Annotated in this window: 21 protein-coding genes; 14 read left to right on the forward strand and 7 right to left on the reverse strand. The window is 63.5% G+C overall.

What is annotated here, in order from left to right; genetic code table 11:
* Position 1 precedes the first annotated feature (1 nt).
* A complete protein-coding gene (cpaB, locus tag ACZ5ZH_RS01225) occupies positions 2-1,018 on the reverse strand; it encodes a Flp pilus assembly protein CpaB (RefSeq protein ID WP_464771915.1) in 1,017 nt (338 codons plus the stop codon).
* Between the two features lie 50 nt (positions 1,019-1,068).
* Positions 1,069-1,542 (reverse strand): A24 family peptidase, encoded by a 474-nt coding sequence (locus tag ACZ5ZH_RS01230; protein WP_464771916.1) that lies wholly within the window; start codon positions 1,540-1,542, stop codon positions 1,069-1,071.
* 41 nt (positions 1,543-1,583) lie between these two features.
* Between ACZ5ZH_RS01230 and ACZ5ZH_RS01235 the strand changes: the two genes are divergently transcribed.
* The 3 genes from ACZ5ZH_RS01235 to ACZ5ZH_RS01245 all read left to right on the forward strand — a co-directional run bounded on the left by ACZ5ZH_RS01235 (position 1,584) and on the right by ACZ5ZH_RS01245 (position 4,289).
* Positions 1,584-2,549: an alpha/beta hydrolase gene (locus tag ACZ5ZH_RS01235; RefSeq protein ID WP_464771917.1), complete on the forward strand. Its 966-nt coding sequence runs from the start codon at positions 1,584-1,586 to the stop codon at positions 2,547-2,549.
* A complete protein-coding gene (locus tag ACZ5ZH_RS01240; RefSeq protein ID WP_464771918.1) occupies positions 2,546-3,649 on the forward strand; it encodes an NAD(P)/FAD-dependent oxidoreductase in 1,104 nt (367 codons plus the stop codon). The genes ACZ5ZH_RS01235 and ACZ5ZH_RS01240 overlap by 4 nt, the downstream gene beginning before the upstream one ends.
* 277 nt (positions 3,650-3,926) lie before the next feature.
* Entirely contained in the window at positions 3,927-4,289 is a 363-nt protein-coding gene (locus ACZ5ZH_RS01245; RefSeq protein WP_464771919.1) for a UrcA family protein, read from the forward strand.
* A 34-nt stretch (positions 4,290-4,323) separates the two neighbouring features.
* Here the strand turns inward: ACZ5ZH_RS01245 and rnhA are convergent, their stop codons facing one another.
* The 3 genes from rnhA to ispH are packed head-to-tail and all read right to left on the reverse strand — an operon-like array spanning position 4,324 to position 6,696.
* Positions 4,324-4,770 carry a ribonuclease HI gene (gene rnhA, locus ACZ5ZH_RS01250; RefSeq protein WP_464771920.1) on the reverse strand — a complete coding sequence of 149 codons (447 nt, stop codon included), beginning with the start codon at positions 4,768-4,770 and terminating at the stop codon, positions 4,324-4,326.
* Positions 4,767-5,744: a homoserine kinase gene (gene thrB / locus ACZ5ZH_RS01255; protein ID WP_464771921.1), complete on the reverse strand. Its 978-nt coding sequence runs from the start codon at positions 5,742-5,744 to the stop codon at positions 4,767-4,769. The genes rnhA and thrB overlap by 4 nt, the downstream gene beginning before the upstream one ends.
* Positions 5,745-5,748: 4 nt before the next feature.
* Positions 5,749-6,696 carry a 4-hydroxy-3-methylbut-2-enyl diphosphate reductase gene (gene ispH, locus ACZ5ZH_RS01260; protein ID WP_464771922.1) on the reverse strand — a complete coding sequence of 316 codons (948 nt, stop codon included), beginning with the start codon at positions 6,694-6,696 and terminating at the stop codon, positions 5,749-5,751.
* 151 nt (positions 6,697-6,847) lie between these two features.
* On the opposite strand from ispH, the gene ACZ5ZH_RS01265 reads away from it, so the two are divergent.
* The 11 genes from ACZ5ZH_RS01265 to tatC all read left to right on the forward strand — a co-directional run bounded on the left by ACZ5ZH_RS01265 (position 6,848) and on the right by tatC (position 14,564).
* Positions 6,848-7,456, forward strand: coding sequence for a hypothetical protein (locus tag ACZ5ZH_RS01265; protein ID WP_464772567.1), 609 nt, complete (start codon positions 6,848-6,850; stop codon positions 7,454-7,456).
* 121 nt (positions 7,457-7,577) lie between these two features.
* On the forward strand, positions 7,578-9,305 hold the full coding sequence (gene argS, locus ACZ5ZH_RS01270; protein ID WP_464771923.1) for an arginine--tRNA ligase: 1,728 nt from the start codon (positions 7,578-7,580) through the stop codon (positions 9,303-9,305).
* Positions 9,306-9,325: 20 nt separating this feature from the next.
* Positions 9,326-10,036 (forward strand): SPOR domain-containing protein, encoded by a 711-nt coding sequence (locus ACZ5ZH_RS01275; protein WP_464771924.1) that lies wholly within the window; start codon positions 9,326-9,328, stop codon positions 10,034-10,036.
* 69 nt (positions 10,037-10,105) lie between these two features.
* Positions 10,106-10,348 carry an endonuclease domain-containing protein gene (locus ACZ5ZH_RS01280; protein ID WP_464771925.1) on the forward strand — a complete coding sequence of 81 codons (243 nt, stop codon included), beginning with the start codon at positions 10,106-10,108 and terminating at the stop codon, positions 10,346-10,348.
* A gap of 20 nt (positions 10,349-10,368) precedes the next feature.
* Positions 10,369-10,515, forward strand: a complete 147-nt coding sequence (locus ACZ5ZH_RS01285; RefSeq protein ID WP_464772568.1) for a hypothetical protein — start codon at positions 10,369-10,371, stop codon at positions 10,513-10,515.
* Between the two features lie 56 nt (positions 10,516-10,571).
* The gene (nagZ, locus tag ACZ5ZH_RS01290; protein ID WP_464771926.1) at positions 10,572-11,585 is read left to right on the forward strand and encodes a beta-N-acetylhexosaminidase; all 1,014 of its coding nucleotides are present in this window, start codon (positions 10,572-10,574) and stop codon (positions 11,583-11,585) included.
* A gap of 86 nt (positions 11,586-11,671) precedes the next feature.
* The gene (locus ACZ5ZH_RS01295; RefSeq protein ID WP_464771927.1) at positions 11,672-12,454 is read left to right on the forward strand and encodes a segregation and condensation protein A; all 783 of its coding nucleotides are present in this window, start codon (positions 11,672-11,674) and stop codon (positions 12,452-12,454) included.
* Positions 12,454-13,044: an SMC-Scp complex subunit ScpB gene (gene scpB / locus ACZ5ZH_RS01300; RefSeq protein ID WP_449471322.1), complete on the forward strand. Its 591-nt coding sequence runs from the start codon at positions 12,454-12,456 to the stop codon at positions 13,042-13,044. The genes ACZ5ZH_RS01295 and scpB overlap by 1 nt, the downstream gene beginning before the upstream one ends.
* Before the next feature lie 29 nt (positions 13,045-13,073).
* Positions 13,074-13,316 carry a twin-arginine translocase TatA/TatE family subunit gene (locus ACZ5ZH_RS01305; RefSeq protein WP_196225436.1) on the forward strand — a complete coding sequence of 81 codons (243 nt, stop codon included), beginning with the start codon at positions 13,074-13,076 and terminating at the stop codon, positions 13,314-13,316.
* Between the two features lie 31 nt (positions 13,317-13,347).
* On the forward strand, positions 13,348-13,773 hold the full coding sequence (gene tatB / locus ACZ5ZH_RS01310; RefSeq protein ID WP_464771928.1) for a Sec-independent protein translocase protein TatB: 426 nt from the start codon (positions 13,348-13,350) through the stop codon (positions 13,771-13,773).
* A complete protein-coding gene (gene tatC, locus ACZ5ZH_RS01315) occupies positions 13,770-14,564 on the forward strand; it encodes a twin-arginine translocase subunit TatC (RefSeq protein WP_449471326.1) in 795 nt (264 codons plus the stop codon). The genes tatB and tatC overlap by 4 nt, the downstream gene beginning before the upstream one ends.
* Positions 14,565-14,618: 54 nt before the next feature.
* On the opposite strand, the gene ACZ5ZH_RS01320 is transcribed toward tatC, so the two are convergent.
* Both ACZ5ZH_RS01320 and ACZ5ZH_RS01325 read right to left on the reverse strand, forming a co-directional pair.
* Positions 14,619-14,747, reverse strand: coding sequence for an entericidin A/B family lipoprotein (locus tag ACZ5ZH_RS01320; RefSeq protein WP_196225439.1), 129 nt, complete (start codon positions 14,745-14,747; stop codon positions 14,619-14,621).
* Between the two features lie 342 nt (positions 14,748-15,089).
* Positions 15,090-16,034, reverse strand: coding sequence for a cell wall hydrolase (locus ACZ5ZH_RS01325; protein ID WP_464771929.1), 945 nt, complete (start codon positions 16,032-16,034; stop codon positions 15,090-15,092).
* Positions 16,035-16,151 lie beyond the last annotated feature (117 nt).

A 16,151-nucleotide genomic window follows, 5' to 3' on the forward strand; every position in this document is an offset into this window, starting at 1 on the left:
CTTATTTCCCCCCGACCGGAACGACGGTCACATTGGTGCCGCGAGCGATGCGGATCACAGGTCCGCTGATGCCGCCCGCGCTGGCCGGTGCGCCGCCCCCTGCGGGCACTTCGACGCCTGCGGTCTGCACTGGCTTGGCGGGGACGGAGCTGCGCTGGTAGCGAGACACGTCGGCGCCGGTGGAATAGGTGCCGCCCTTGTCGACCGGGCGAGCGGCGAGCTTTGCGATGATCTTCTTTTCCGCGTCCGGATTGGCGCTATCGGGCAGGTCGACGTCGGCGCCAGCGATGGCGGCGTCGAGGTCCGATGCATTGTCGGCGATCGAACGGAGTGTCAGCGACAGCGAACCGATGGTTTGCGCCACCGCGATCTTTTCCGCGATCTTGGGCGTCACTTCGATGGTGACGTTGGAATAGGTCTGCACGACCGGCTTGCCGTCCGCGCCCAGCGCGTCCATGCGCTGATCGGTGGCGAGCACGCGGAGGTTACGCAAGATGGTCTCGGAAACCTTCAGCGGGTCACCGTCGCCGCCGCCCGCCACGCTCTGCGTCAGCATCAGGTCGACGCGGTCGCCCGGAAAGACGAAGCCCGCGACCGAATTCTGCGCCGACACCGGCACGGTGACAGCACGCATGCCCGGCCCGAGCGCTGCGGCAAGGAAACCGCGCTCACCCGGCTTGATCACCGAACCCACGGTCATCGGCTGACCGGCCGAGATGGCGGTGCGCACGACGCTGCCCGCCAGCTTGGCGGGATCGGTCTGGCCCTGAATGTAATAGGCCTGCTCGACCAGATCTTTCGGCCATGGCTGGAAGCGGAAGCTTTCCGCGTCGAGGATGGTGCCCACTGGGAGCGCCTTGGTCGCGACCAGCACATGAGGCTGATCCGCTTCCACCGGCATGGATGAAGCACTAGCCTGGGGCGCGCTAGACGAACTCAGCATGTTGCGCGCGAGAAGAGCTGTTGTGACCGCTATGATAAGCGCCCCCGCCAGCAGCACGATTTTCTTGCCGTCCATGATGAAATTCGCCTCCCTCAGTCAGGCAAGTGTCGCCCGAGCCCCGAATTTTACGCAAAATGGTTAAGATATCGTTCGCCAATCAACCAAAGGGCGGCGACCGATATTGCGATACCGTAAGGAATCTGGGGCTGGCCCAGCCGTCGGGTCGTCCGGTGGTGGACCACGGTGACGATCGTCACCACGCCCCCGACCATGGCCATGACCATCAACATCGACAGCACGGCTTCCCACGGGAACCACAGCGCCAGCGCGCCCAGCAGCTTGACGTCTCCGCCGCCCATGCATCCCATGGCGAAGAGCGCGGCGAACAGCGCGAACACGGTCAGTGCCAGTGCGACCTGCAAAAGCATGCCCGGCCAGACCGGCATGCCATTGGCGATCCACCACAGTGGGGCCAGTCCAGCGATGACCAGGTTCAGCCGGTTGGATATGATCCGGGACCGCAAATCCGTCACCGATGCGATGACCAGCAGCACGCCAAGGGCGCACAGCAGCGCCGTCGTGAAATATTCCCCCGTCATGAATCTAAACCCTAGACCGAATGGCTTACCAAACCGTAACCATGCGCCCCATGGATTCGCCCGTGTCTGTTCCCCCGGCCTTTGACCGTCGCGCATGGCCGATGGATGGGCGGCTCGATTACTGGACCGCGCCCGATGGCTGGCCGTTGCGCCGCTATCGGCTGGGCGAGGGACAGCGCGGTCGATTGCTGATGCTCGGCGGGCGCGGCGACATGATCGAGAAATATCTCGAAGTCATCCACCACTGGGCGGACCGGGGCTGGGCGGTCACCGCCTTCGACTGGCGCGGGCAGGGCGGCTCGGGCAGGCTGAGCAGCGACCCGCTCTGCGGCCATATCGACGATTTCGCGCTATGGGTTGCGGACCTGGAGGCTTTCGTCGCCGATTGGCGGGCGCAGGGGACAGGGCCATGCGTGATCGTAGCGCACAGCATGGGCGGGCATCTGCTGCTGCGCGCGCTGGCCGAGGGCATGGCCCCGCCCGACGCTGCGGTCGCCGTCGCGCCAATGATGGGCGTCCATACCGCCCCGCTGCCACGCTGGCTGGCGGTGCTGATCGCCCGGACCATGTGCGCGCTCGGCTTGTCCCACCGGCAGGCCTGGACCCAGAAGGAAGATTCGCAGCGGCAGCGGGCAATGCGGCAGAAGCGGCTGACGCATGATCCCGAACGCTATGCCGATGAACTCTGGTGGCGCGATCATAGCCGGGACGTGGCGCTTGGCGCGCCCAGTTGGCGCTGGGTGGTGGAGGCGCTGCAATCGACCTTCGCGCTGGAGAAGGGCGGGAAGCTGGAGCGCATCGCCGTGCCGTTGCTGATCCTTGCCACCAGTGCCGACCGGCTGGTGTCCACGCCCGCCATCCGCCGCATCGCCGCGCGCATTCCGGGCGCGCGCCTGCATATCTATGGGCCAGAGGCTGCGCATGAGATCTTGCGCGAAATCGACCCGGTACGGCTGGATGCCCTGCGGCGGATCGATGCCTTTCTGGATGAGAACGCGCCAACATGAACCGTTTCGACATCGTGATCGTCGGCGGCGGCATAGCAGGCGCCAGCCTGGGCGCGGAACTGGCGGGTCAGGCATCCGTGCTGATCCTGGAACAGGAGGAAAGCGCCGGTTATCACGCCACCGGCCGCTCCGTCGCTTTCTGGGAGGAAACCTATGGCGGGCGGCAGGTGCAGCCGCTCACCACGGCTTCCGGGCCGCTGTTGCACTCGCCCGATCCGGCCTTCGCAAGCCGATCCTTCCTAACGCCCCGGCAGACGCTGTTCGTCGGGCGGGAGTCCGATAGGGCAGAGCGCGACCAGTTGATGCGGGAATTTTCGGGCTGCGTCGACCTGCGCCCTGTTGATCCCGCCGCGCTGGTAACGGGGCTACGACCCCATTGGACGATCGGCCTGCTGGAACCGGGCGTGTGCGACATCGACGTCGCCGCGCTGCACCAGGCGTATCTACGGCGCTTTCACGCGAAGGGCGGCAAATTGCGGCTGGGCACTGCTTTCGATCAGGCGACCCCAACGCCGGGCGGCTGGCGCATTCAGACGAACGGCGGCGTCATCGATTGCGGCATCATCGTGAACGCCGCTGGCGCATGGGCCGATGATGTCGCACGGCGCAGCGGCGTCGCGCCCATCGGCATAGCCCCGCTTCGCCGCACCGTCGTGCAACTGCGCGTGCCCGCGATGCCGTCACCCGACCTGCCACTGGTCATGGACCTTGGCTCCAGCTTCTATTTCAAGCCGGAGGGGGAGGGGCGCATCTGGCTGACCCCGCATGATGAAGAACCTTCGCCGCCCTGTGACGCCGCGCCCGAAGAACTCGCGGTGGCGCAGGCGATCGCCCGTTTCGAAGATGTCGTGGACTGGCCGGTCGAGGCGGTCGAACGCAAATGGGCAGGGCTGCGCAGCTTCGCGCCGGATCGCGCGCCCGTCTATGGCTTTGACGCCGACGCAGCGGGTTTCTTCTGGTTCGCGGGGCAGGGCGGTTTCGGCATCCAGACCGCACCCGCAGCAGCGTTGCTGGGATCGGCGCTGGTGACCGGCGGATCGATGTCCGAAGCGGTGAGCGGGATCGATCCCGCCGCTTATTCTCCCGCCCGTTTCAAGTAAACTAAGGCCGGGGTACGGCTATTCGGAACGAAGAGGCGGCCATCACGTTGGGTCAATGGCCGCGCCCATATAGATGGGATACAATAAAGATGCGGCCGATCCTAAAGCATTTTCGAAGCGGATGGTATCATCTGCTGGGTAAGAAAATGCGGAAAACAAAAGACAATTAGAGCATGATCCAATTCATTCTGATCGGCTCATGCTCTAGGAGTAGGAGAATGCCGTGATGAGAAAGTCGATATTATCAGGGTCGGTCCTGATCCTGTCAGGACTGTTTATGGCAAGTAGCAGCACCAGCTTTGCTCAGCCAATAGAGGAAATTATCGTGACGGGTCGCTATAGCGACGCCCAATCCCTTTCACAGAATGTCAGTTATGCCGATCTCGACCTCAGCACAAAGGCCGGGAAGGACGAACTGCGCCACCGTGTCGCGCTGACCGCCCGCTATCTGTGCGACAAGCTGGGCGAATCGGGTTCCTCGTCAGCCGTCGTGCCCAGTTGTCGGGATGCCGCGGTGAAGGACGCGATGGGACGGGTCGGCACGGTCGAAGAGGGCTTTGCGCCGCGTGGGACGACATGGGTCGCCGGTACGCGCTGGCAACCGCCTTACCCTGCGGACTGGACAGCAAAATATCCCTGAGCCCTGTCAGGGGAGCGGCGTTTCGCTCCCCCGTTCAGATGCGGAAGAGTTCGGCGGCGGCGCAGGCGAGTTGATCGGCGCGCTCATTTTCAGGGTGACCGGCATGGCCCTTCACCCACTGCCAACTGACCTTGTGCGGCGCGGCTGCTGCCAGCAGCGCCTGCCATAGCTCGGCATTCTTGACCGGCTTGCGATCGGCGGTCTTCCAACCGTTCTTCTGCCAGCCGAACACCCATTTGGTGATGCCGTCCATCACATATTTGCTGTCGGTGTAGAGCGTCACTTGGCAGGGCCGCTTGAGCGCATTCAGCGCTTCGATGGCGGCCGTCATTTCCATGCGGTTATTGGTGGTCTGTGCCTCTCCGCCGGAGATTTCCTTTTCCGTGGTCCCAGAGCGCATCACCGCGCCCCAGCCGCCAGGGCCGGGATTGCCCTTGCACGCGCCGTCGGTGAAGATTTCGACCTGCGACAGTGCGCTCACGCTCGCAGCAACTCGGCCGGGGCGGTCTGCGCATAGAAATCCAGCCGCCGCAGATAGGCCAGCGGGTCCTTGCGCGTCACCAGCGCGTCGGCGGGCGTGTTGATCCAGTCATAGGCTCTCGTAAGCAGGAAGCGGAGCGCCGCACCCCGGCACAGGATCGGGAAGGCGGCCTGCTCGGCATCCGAAAGCCCATGCGCCGCCTGATAGCCAGCCAGCATTGCGGCCGACCGATCGGCAAAGAAGTGCGCGCCATCATTGCTGAACACCCATGCGCTGTGCGTGACGGCCAGATCATAGGCGCGAATATCGGTGCAGCTGAAATAAAAGTCGATCAGGCCCGTCACCTCATCCCCCAGCATCAGCACATTGTCGGGGAAAAGGTCCGCATGAATGACGGCGCGTGGCAGCTCGGCGGGCCAGTGCACGTCGAGATAAGCAAGCTCATCCGCAACCCGCTGGCCAAGGCCGGGCGCGATATCATCGAAATGATCGCCGCACTTTGCCGCTAGATCGTGCCAGCCAGCGATGTCGAGCGCGTTGCGGCGTTCGCCCGCAAAGCCTTCCGCCGCGCGATGCAACTGGCCCAGCGCCGCGCCTGCGGCTTTCGCCTGTCCGGCGGTAGGCTCGGTGACGGATATGCCGGTCAGGAACTCGATCAGGCAGGCGGGCCTTCCGCCCAGTTGTTGCAGGCGCTTGCCCTCCCGGTCAGCGATGAAGCGCGGCACCAGACAGCCGCGCGCGCCCAGATGATCTAGCAGGTCCATGAAGAAGGGCAGATCCGATTCATCCACCCGCTTCTCATACAGGGTCAGGATATAGCGGTGGCCATTGCCATCAGCGCCGGTAGTCTCCAGCAGATAGTTGCTGTTTTCCACCCCCTCGGCGATCCCCTTGGCGGAGACCAGCCGCCCCGCGTCATAGCGGGTCAGGAAGGCGTCGATTTCCTCGGCCGGGACATGGGTGTAGACCGCCATAGCCTTACGCCGCTCCCAATTCGCGGGGAAGCTTGAACGAGATGGTTTCGCGCGCCGTCTCCACCTGCTCCTCCGTCACGTCGAATCGGGCGGCGAGCCGGTCCACGACTTCGCGTACCAGTATCTCGGGGGCTGAGGCGCCTGCGGTCAGGCCGAGGGTCGCTACATTCTCCAGCCACGCAAAATCGATGTCGTCCGCGCGCTGGATCAGCCGGGCTGGCGTGCCCTCGCGTTCGGCGACCTCGACCAGACGCAGCGAGTTGGAGCTGTTGGGCGCGCCGATCACATAGACCGCGTCGCAGGCGGCGGCGATCGCCTTCACCGCCGCCTGTCGGTTCGACGTCGCGTAGCAGATGTCCTCGCCCTTGGGCGCGTGGATCGACGGGAATCGGCGCTGAAGCGCTTCGACAATCGCGGCCGTGTCGTCCACCGACAGGGTGGTCTGGGTCAGGAAAGCAAGATTGTCGGGATTTTCGGGGATGAAACTCTCCGCATCCTCGACCGTTTCGATCAATGTCATGTTGCCTGCATCGACCTGCCCGAAGGTGCCGACGACCTCGGGATGTCCCTTGTGACCAATGAACAGGATATGGCGCCCTGCCTCGACCTGCCGCTCTGCCTGCCGGTGCACCTTGCTGACCAATGGGCAGGTGGCGTCCAGATAGTCAAGGCCGCGTTCTTCCGCCTTTGCAGGCACCGCCTTGGGCACGCCGTGGGCGGAAAAAACCACGGGTACGCCGTCGGGCACTTGATCCAGTTCCTCGACGAAAATCGCGCCCTGTGCCCGCAGATTGTCCACGACATATTTATTATGGACGATCTCATGCCGGACATAGACGGGCGCGCCATATTTCTCGATCGCCTTTTCGACGATGATGATGGCGCGGTCCACGCCAGCGCAAAAGCCGCGAGGGGCGGCGATCAATAGCTTTAAGGGAAGACGGGCGGTCATGGCTGCCGCTTAGGCCAATGTCGCGCCGGAAGGAAGGGGTGAGGGGAGGCGCGTTCCTTTCGGTTGCGTGAGCGGCGGGGTGCGGATAAGAAGCCCCAGCCTGTTCCCAAGGGATTGCCTCGTGACCTTTTCTCGACTTGCGCTGACCGGAATGCTCGCCCTTGCCCTTGCGGGCTGCTCGCGCCGGGGAGAAATCGATGCCACGGGTGGCGTCGTCGCCGTCCGATCGGCCTGCCCGACCGCCGCGATCCCCGCCTATACGGGTGACGTGACGCTGTTCAATCCTGCTGGCAGCACCGACGCCCGCGCGATCGACGTGGTGGCGAACATCACCGACCTGCGCGCCACCTGCTCGGAAGGCGCGCAATTCTACAGCGAGGCGAGCTTCACCGTGAACGCCCGCCGTTCCGACGCCACCGCCGCGCGGCAGGTGACGCTGCCCTTCTTCTCCGCCGTGGTGCGTGGCGGCAACGCCGTCGTCGCCAAGCGCGTCGGTCAGGTCGTGCTGGACTTCCCCGCTGGTCAGTATCGCGCCACCGCGACCGCGAAGGCAGGCTCCTATGTCGATAAGGCCGCAGCGACGCTGCCCGCCGACATTCAGGCGAAGATCACGCAGAAGCGCAAGGCGGGCGATGCCGACGCGGCCATCGATCCCTTCGCCCAGCCCGACGTCAAGGCGGCGCTGCAACGAACCAGTTTCGAGCTGCTCGTGGGTTTCAACCTGACCCAGGACCAGCTTCGATATAACGCGACACGTTAAGAGCGAACCCAATCTTCCGTTCGCCCTGAGCTTGTCGAAGGGCTCTACTTCTTGCAGGGAAGGATGAGGCTTCGATTTTAGCCCAGCCCGGACGGGTCTTGTGCTTTTCGAGGAAACACCCTTGTCTCTCTACATTCGTTTCACTGCCCATCTGAATGCCGTGCTGGACGCGCTGGAGGCGGATGGCACCTTGCCCGCTGGCCTCAATCGCAAGCCGGTCACGGTCGAGCCGCCCCGCGATCCCAGCCATGGGGACCTCGCCACCAACGCGGCCATGGTCCTCGCCAAGCCCGCAGGCACCAACCCGCGCGCACTGGCGGAAAAGATCGTCGCTGGCCTTGAAAAGCTGGACGAGGTGGAAAGCGCCACCATCGCTGGCCCCGGCTTCATCAACCTGACGCTGACCGACGCCACCTGGCGCGCCGAACTGACGGCGATTCATGCCGAGGCTGCGGAATACGGCCGATCCGACACGGGCAAGGGCGTCACCGTCAACGTCGAATATGTTTCCGCCAACCCCACCGGCCCCATGCATATGGGCCATTGCCGGGGCGCGGTCGTCGGCGATGCGCTCGCGACCTTGCTCGAATATGCCGGGCACAAGGTCATCCGCGAATATTATATCAACGACGCAGGCGGCCAGGTCGATGTGCTCGCCCGCTCGGCCCATGTCCGCTATCGCGAAGCGCTGGGCGAAGATGTGGGCGCGATCCCGGAAGGCCTCTATCCCGGCGATTATCTCGTCCCGGTCGGCCAGGCGCTCGCCGCCGAATATGGCGACAAATTTGTAAGCACACCCGAGAGCGAATGGCTCGTCGCCTTCCGCACCAAGGCCGTCGCCGCGATGATGGAGATGATCCGCAGCGACCTCGCCCTGCTCGGCATCCACCACGACATCTTCGCGTCCGAAGCCGAACTGCAGGCCGCCGGAAAGCCCGAAGCCGCCGAGAAATGGCTGCGCGATCATGACCTCGTCTATGACGGCGTCCTCGAAGCGCCCAAGGGCGAGACGCCTGAGGATTGGGAGCCGGTCGAGCTCCCGCTGTTCCGCTCCACCAAATTCGGCGACGATCAGGACCGCCCGATCAAGAAGTCGAACGGCGCCTGGACCTATTTCGGTGCCGACATGGCGTACCATTTCCAGAAGGCGCAGACCGCCGACCAGCTGATCGACATTTGGGGCGCCGACCATGCGGGCACGGTGAAGCGCATCCAGGCCGCCGTCGCCGCGCTGACCGAGGGCAAGGCGCGCTTCGACGTCAAGCTCATCCAGATGGTCCGCCTGCTGCGCGAAGGCGAGCCGGTGAAAATGTCCAAGCGCGCGGGCAATTTCGTGACGCTGGCCGATGTCGTGCGCGAAGTGGGCAAGGACGTCGTCCGCTTCACCATGCTGACGCGCAAGGCCGATGCCCAGATGGACTTCGACTTCGCCAAGGTGGTGGAGGCGTCGAAGGACAATCCTGTCTTCTACGTCCAATATGCCCACGCCCGCATTTCCTCGCTCGGTCGCCGCGCCGAAGAGGCACAAATCGCACTTCCCGCGCCCGACCTGTCCCGCCTTGGGACTGAAGAACTTAACCTTGTTAAGTTAGCGGCGCAGTTCCCACGGGTGGTCGAAGGGGCTGCATCGGCTCGCGAACCGCATAGAATCGCTTTTTATCTCAACGACTTGGCTTCTGAATTCCACAGCTGGTGGAATTTGGGGAACGATAATCCGCGCGCCCGCGTCATCCTGATGGACGATCCGGACGTAACTTCTGCGCGCCTTTTCTTAAGCCGTGGAATCGGGCAAATCATCCGTAATGGCCTTGCCCTGATGGGCGTGGCTGCGTTGACGGAAATGCAATAGCCAGGCGGAGGCACGGATAAATGGGCGACTTTGCGAGGGGGCGGCTCGATCTGGACGACGACGAGCGTCTGCCCTGGCTGGAGCCTGGTATCGAGGATGAGGAGGATGAGGGCCTGTCCCCCGTCCGCCTGCTCGGCTTCATCCTGGTTGCGCTCGTCCTGCTCGGCGGTGTGGTCGCTGGCGTCTGGCTGCTGAAGAACCGCTCGACCGGCGGCGGCGAAGGCAAGCTGATCGCCGCGCCCGCTGGCGACTATAAAGTCCCCGCCCGCGAGGCCGATGCCAAGAAGTTCGAGGGCGAGGGCGATGCCAGCTTCGCCGCCAGCGAAGGCGTCGTGCGCGACGGCCGCATCGATCCCAGCCGTGTGCCCGAAGCGCCGGTTACCGCCACGGCTCCCGCAAAGACGCGTCAGGCCGTGCCCGGCAAACCGTCGCAGAGCGTGACCGCGCGCGTCGCCGACGAAACTAACGTCCGCCCCGCCGCTGCCCAGCCCGTGCATAAGGGGGGGGCGGTGATCCAGCTTGGCGCCTATGGCAGCCAGTCGGGTGCGCGCGATGCCTGGACCCGCCTCTCCAAACGCTTCGCCTATCTCGCCCCGCTCACCATGTCGGTCGAGCCTACGGAAGTCGGCGGCAGCACCCTCTACCGCCTGCGCGCGACGGCGGGCGCTCAGGCGAATACGCTCTGCGGCAAGCTCAAGGTCGCTGGTGAGAGTTGCATAGTTGTGAACTGACGCGAACTTCCCTCTCCCCTTCAGGGGAGAGGGTGCCGAGCGTAGCGAAGGCGGGAGAGGGGAACGCCGGTGCGCGATCGAAAATCGCTAGGTTTTGCAAAGCAACTGCGATCCAGCTTAACGCCCGCAGAAGCGCGCCTCTGGTATCACCTGCGCGCGAAGCGCTTCGCTGGTGTCAAGTTCCGCCGCCAAAGTGTGATCGGCCCGTTCATCGCCGATTTCACCTGTCGGGTGGCGATGCTGATCATCGAGATTGACGGCGATACGCACGGTTCAACTACTGAGTACACGCAGATCGCACTGCCTATCTAAGCGAGCAAGGCTGGAATGTCATCCGCTTCACCAACACAGACGTTATGCAGAACATCGAGGCCGTCCTGTCCATGATAGCGCAGCGCCTTCCCCTCTCCCTAACCTCGATGAGAGTCACGTGCCTCTCATCGACCCCTGAAGGGGAGAGGGAACATGTCGCTCCTTAACCCCGCCCCAACAACCCCTTCGACACGACGCTCCTTCGCCGCTACCATCCGCCCTCATGAAACCGGTAATCTACGGCCTCTCCGGCGAGACGCTCACCCCTGACGAACGCGCCTTCTTCGCCGACGCCCAGCCTGCGGGCTATATCCTCTTCCGCCGCAATATCGCCGACCGCGCCCAATTACGCGCGCTGACGGACGACCTGCGCGCCCTCCACGGCCGCGACGATCTGCTAATCATGATCGATCAGGAAGGCGGCCGCGTCGCCCGCATGCAGGCGCCCGTCTGGCCGAGCTTCCCGCCCGGCGCCGTATTCGATCGCCTCTATGACATCGCCCCGTCCAGCGCGATCGCCGCCGCCCGCGCCAATGCCCATGCCATTGCGGTGACACTGGCCGAAGTGGGCATAAATATCGATGCGCTCCCCCTGCTCGATGTGCGGCAGGACGGGGCCAGCGACATCATGGGCGACCGCACCTTGGGCGCCGAGCCGATGCGGGTCGCCGCGCTTGGCCGCGCCACTCTCGAAGGATTGGCGAGGGGCGGGGTCGTCGGCATCATCAAACATATGCCGGGCCATGGCCGCGCGATGGTGGACAGCCATCATGAATTGCCGATCGTGACCGCGAGCGAGGAAGAACTCGCCATCGACCTCGCGCCCTTCCAGACATTGAAGGCCGCACCGATCGGCATGACCGCCCATGTCATCTATACCAGTTGGGACCCGGACCTGCCCGCCAGCCTCTCCGCCTCGGTGATCGAAACGATCATCCGTCAGCGGATCGGCTTTAACGGCCTTCTCATGTCGGACGACCTCGACATGAAGGCGCTGAACGGCAGCATTCCCGAATTGGCGGCGGGCGTCGTCGCGGCCGGCTGTGACCTCGCGCTCAACTGCTGGGCGCGGATGGAAGACATGATCGGCATCGCCAATAGTCTTCCCGATATCAGCACGCAGTCGAAGGCTCGGCTGGACCGCGCCATGACGTCGGCGCAACTCGATCAGGACAGCCCGCCCCTCGAACAGCTGCTTGCCACCCGCGACAGCCTGCTCTCCGTAGTGGCTGCATGAGGGCGAGCGCCATCCGCCATCTTTCCGCGCCTCGGCGTGAAAAATCACTCTTCGCGCAGCCCACGCGCCAGAGAGCCGCCTGAACCATGGAAGACCTCTTCATCCCTCCGCCGCAGCCCCGCGAAGACATGCTGAACGTCAGCTTCGAAAGCTGGGAAGGACCGCTCGATCTTCTCCTCGCGCTGGCTCGGTCTCAGAAGGTCGACCTGCGGGAAATCTCCATCCTCGCGCTTGTCGAACAATATCTGGCCCATATTGAGGGCGCGCGGAAGCTGAAGCTGGAGCTGGCGGCCGATTATCTGGTGATGGCGGCGTGGCTCGCCTACCTCAAATCCTCGCTTCTGTTGCCCAAGCAAGCCCAGCCTGATCCCAACCCCGACGAACTGGCGCTGCGCCTGCAATTGCGGCTCCAGCGGTTGCAGGCCATGCGGGAAGCCGGTGCCCGCCTGATGGCGCGCGACCGCGTTGGCCGGGACGTTTTCGTTCGCCCCCGTCCGGAGGGACTACGCCTGGTGCGCAAGGCGAAATGGGCCGCCAGCCTCTACGATCTTCTGCAATGCTATGGGCAAGTGCGCGCGCGGACGCAGCCCGTCGTTCACATGGTCGTCGCCCGGCCGGTAATGACACTCGACGAAGCCATCCAGCGTGTCGGCGCGCTGGTCGGGTCGGCGATCGACTGGACCGTGCTGGAATCCTTCCTGCCCGATGGTCAGGACGGGCCAATGGCGCGTTCGGCGCTCGCCAGCAGCTTTGTCGCGGCGCTGGAACTGGCGCGGCAGGGGCGGCTGGAAATCCAGCAGGACGGTATTTTCGAGCCCATTTACCTGCGCGCCGCGCTACCGGAACAAAGTGGGGGACGTTTGTTGTAATGCAGGAACCGGACGATTTCATGCGCGCGGTGGAGGCCGCCCTGTTCGTTGCTGAACATCCGTTGACCACCGTCGAATTGCGGCAACATGTGGGGGATGCCGGGGACATCGCCGCCGTGCTTGCCGCGCTGTCGGATCATTATGCCGGGCGCGGCATCAATCTGGTCGAACGCGGCGGGCGCTGGCATTTTCAAACGGCGGCGGACCTTGCCCATATCCTGCGGCGGGAAAAGGATGAGACTCGCAAACTGTCCCGCGCCGCGATGGAGACGCTGGCCATCATCGCCTATCATGAACCTGTCAGCCGCGCGGAGGTCGAGGCCATTCGGGGCGTGCAGGTGGCGAAGGGAACGTTGGACGTGCTGATGGAAGCAGGCTGGGTCCGGCCAGCGGGCAGGCGGGAAGTGCCGGGCCGTCCACTGATTTACGCCACCACGCACGAATTTCTGTCACATTTCGGGCTTAGCAGCCGCCGGGATCTGCCGGGCATGGATGATCTGCGCGCTGCCGGATTGCTCGATCCCGTCGATCTCGCGCTGGAGGGCCTGGGGGCTCAATCCGTTCTGGAAAATGATGAGGAAGAAGCCTAGAAAGGGCTTACTGTCAGGAGAAAGTTAAAATGGGTTCCTTTTCGTTGATGCACTGGGTCATCGTTCTCCTGGTGGTCATGCTGTTGTTTGGCGGCGGCCGTATTTCTGGGCTGATGGGCGACGTTGCCAAGGGCATCAAGAGCTTCAAGAAGGGTATGGCCGACGATGACGACGACATCGCGCCCGCCAAGCCCGCTACGCGGATCGAAGGACATCGTGTTCCTGAACAGGACGCACCGACCGCCACGTCCGAAGAAAAGACCAAGGCCTGATTTTCATTTCACGCCCAAGCGGTAGGCGCGCATGTTCGATATCGGTTCGACCGAACTTCTGCTGATCGTGATCGTCGCGGTGGTCGTGATCGGTCCAAAGGATTTGCCGCGCGCCTTGTACAAGGTGGGGCAGATCGTCGGCAAGGCGCGCGGAATGGCGCGCCATTTCCGTACCGGCATCGATGCCATGGTGCGGGAAGTCGAGGTGGAAGAACTGGAAAAGAAGTGGGCCGATCAGAACCGGCGCATCATGCAGGAACATCCTGCCGACGCGTCCGCCACTCCCGTGATGGAGCCATTGCCGGCCTCTTCGAACGATCCCGCGCCTGCCGCGACGACGCCTCCGCCGCCCTTCGTGGCGCAATCGGCACCTGTCGCTCCGGCCCCTGCCGCCGACGGTCCACCCTATATCGCGGCGCAGTCCGCTCCGGCCGGTAAGGGCGACGCGCAGGCATGAAGGATATCGACGATTCCAAGGCGCCGCTGCTCGACCATCTGATCGAACTACGCGGGCGCCTTCTGAAATGCGTATGGGCGTTGTTCATCACCGGCGCGGTCTGCTTCTATTTTTCCGACAAGCTCTTCGCCTTTCTGGTGCATCCTTTGAAGGAAGCCTTTGGCGACGCGGGCGGGCGGCTGGTCTACACCAAGCTGTACGAGGCCTTTTTCGTGCAGGTGAAGGTGGCGATCTTCGGGGCTTTCTGCATTTCCTTCCCGATCATAGCGAACCAGCTCTGGGCCTTCATTGCTCCGGGCCTTTATGCCAAGGAAAAGAAGGCTTTACTGCCATTCCTGGTGATGACCCCGGTCCTGTTCCTGATGGGCGCCAGCCTCGCTTATTATATCGTGATGCCGACCGCGTTCCATTTTTTCCTTGGATTCCAAGGAAAAAGCAGCGGTCTCCAGGTAGAGGCGCTCCCCAGCGCCGATGCCTACCTTACGTTAGTTATGCAGTTCATCCTTGCATTCGGAATTAGCTTCCTGATGCCCGTCCTGCTGATGCTGCTCAATCGCGCCGGTTTCGTCACCCGCGCCCAGTTGATTGGCCTGCGCCGCTACATGATCGTCGGCGCCTTCATTCTCGCCGCCGTACTGACGCCGCCCGACGTCGTGTCGCAGCTGATGCTCGCCATTCCCCTATTGCTGCTTTACGAAATCACGATCGTCGCGATCTGGTTCACCGATCGCAAGCAGGCCCGGGAAGCTGCCGTCGCAGCCGCGGACGGAGCCGACGCTTCCACCAGCTAAAAAAAAGGCCCGCCATTAGGGCGGGCCGCAAGGGTGGGAGCCTGTTTACGCTGCTTACTTCGCCGCGTCTTCCACGGCCGCGCCAGCGCTCTGCACGTCTTTGCCAGCGCCTTCGACGGTGTTGCATGCAGCCACCATCAGCGAACCGGTAAGCAGCAGAGCGGCAAGGATCTTCTTGGTCATGGTCGTCTCCTAGGAAAAACTCGAGCCGGACAGTCTCGCCATCCAGCGGCTGAGGAGGAGAACCCACGGCCGCGAAATACGTTCCGCATCCGGAAATATCTGGTTTTGAACGGAAAAGGCCCAAAAAAATCAGAGCCCGGAACGCGTCGGGGGGGGGAGATGCGTTCCGGGCTCATGTTTTTTGGATAGCAAGAGCGGGGGGCAAAAGATTTGCTATCCGGTATGCAGAACCCTCCATCGCGACATTTGGTTCCGCTGTTTTTTAATTCAGCTCTATTTTTTATTTTCTAGCAAAATCAGCTATTTGGAGACTGCATGGGAAAATATCTCACGCTGCCTCCTTCAGATGAGCGGCCGTCCGCTGTTTCTATATTCGGGCCGGATGGTGGACGGCGGAAGTGTGTCCTGAGGCGCTGGGGGCGGAACGATAATAGGTGCTGTCACATCGGCACCGACGGGCTCGGCGTAACGCTCAGCGATGCGTGGACTCGTCGGCCAAGCGCGAACAGAAGGGCCGGACTGCCATTCCCGGCCGGGATAGGGGGTGCGAAACGCCACCTCCGTACCGTGAAACCCAGGCATCTGATAGAAGATGTGCGCGCCGATTACGGCGACGGCGCGCTTCGAAGCCGCCCATCCTGGGTGGACTGCCAGCGTGTGGTAGAAGGTCGCGAGCCCAACCGGAGCATAGACACGACCCGCGAGTGCCTGTTCCGCTATGCGACGCGCGCGCGCCCAGCTTTGCACATGGTTGGCCCGGCCCATGGATCCGTCGCAGCTGAAGGTGAATTGGCACAGGGAATCGGTGCGCTCCGACCCCTGATAGACGACGCCGCAGACGCTATGTGGCCAGAGCGGATTGCGAACGCGGTTGAGAACAACCTGAGCGACGGCGCGCTGGCCTTCTTCGGGTTCGTTGCCAGCCTCATAATAGATGGCGGAGGTCAGGCAGTTGATCGCCCGGTAGCTGTCCAGTGGTGTTTGCCCGCGAAAGGCGGCGGCCGGAGCGGCATCGACCGTGTCGAGCTTCAGGACATGCTGGCTGTTGCCAGGAGAGGCGGGCAGATCCTGAAAGACGCCGTCAACGAAGAAGTAGGCGGAGCCGGGGAAATTTTCGCCCGGCTTTTCCGCGACAGCATCGCGTGACGCTGCGTCAGCCAGCATATCTAGCGGAGCGGCCGTGATCAGGCGCGGCAAGGCAAGCGCGATCAGCGCCAGCGCGGCCAATGCCACATGCCATAATCGCGCGCGCGCCATGTCTGAAGCCGTCTGCTTTCCCAAATTCATCGCGGCGGTGTGCCGCACGACCCGTCCTTAGCGCAAAAGCCTTGCCACTTTCTTCCCGCCCGATGCGATCTTTGCGCGGCAATGAAAACGGCGCTTTGGGTGGATGAGCATTCCCTT

This window comes from Sphingobium sp. TomMM7A (genome assembly GCF_055397305.1).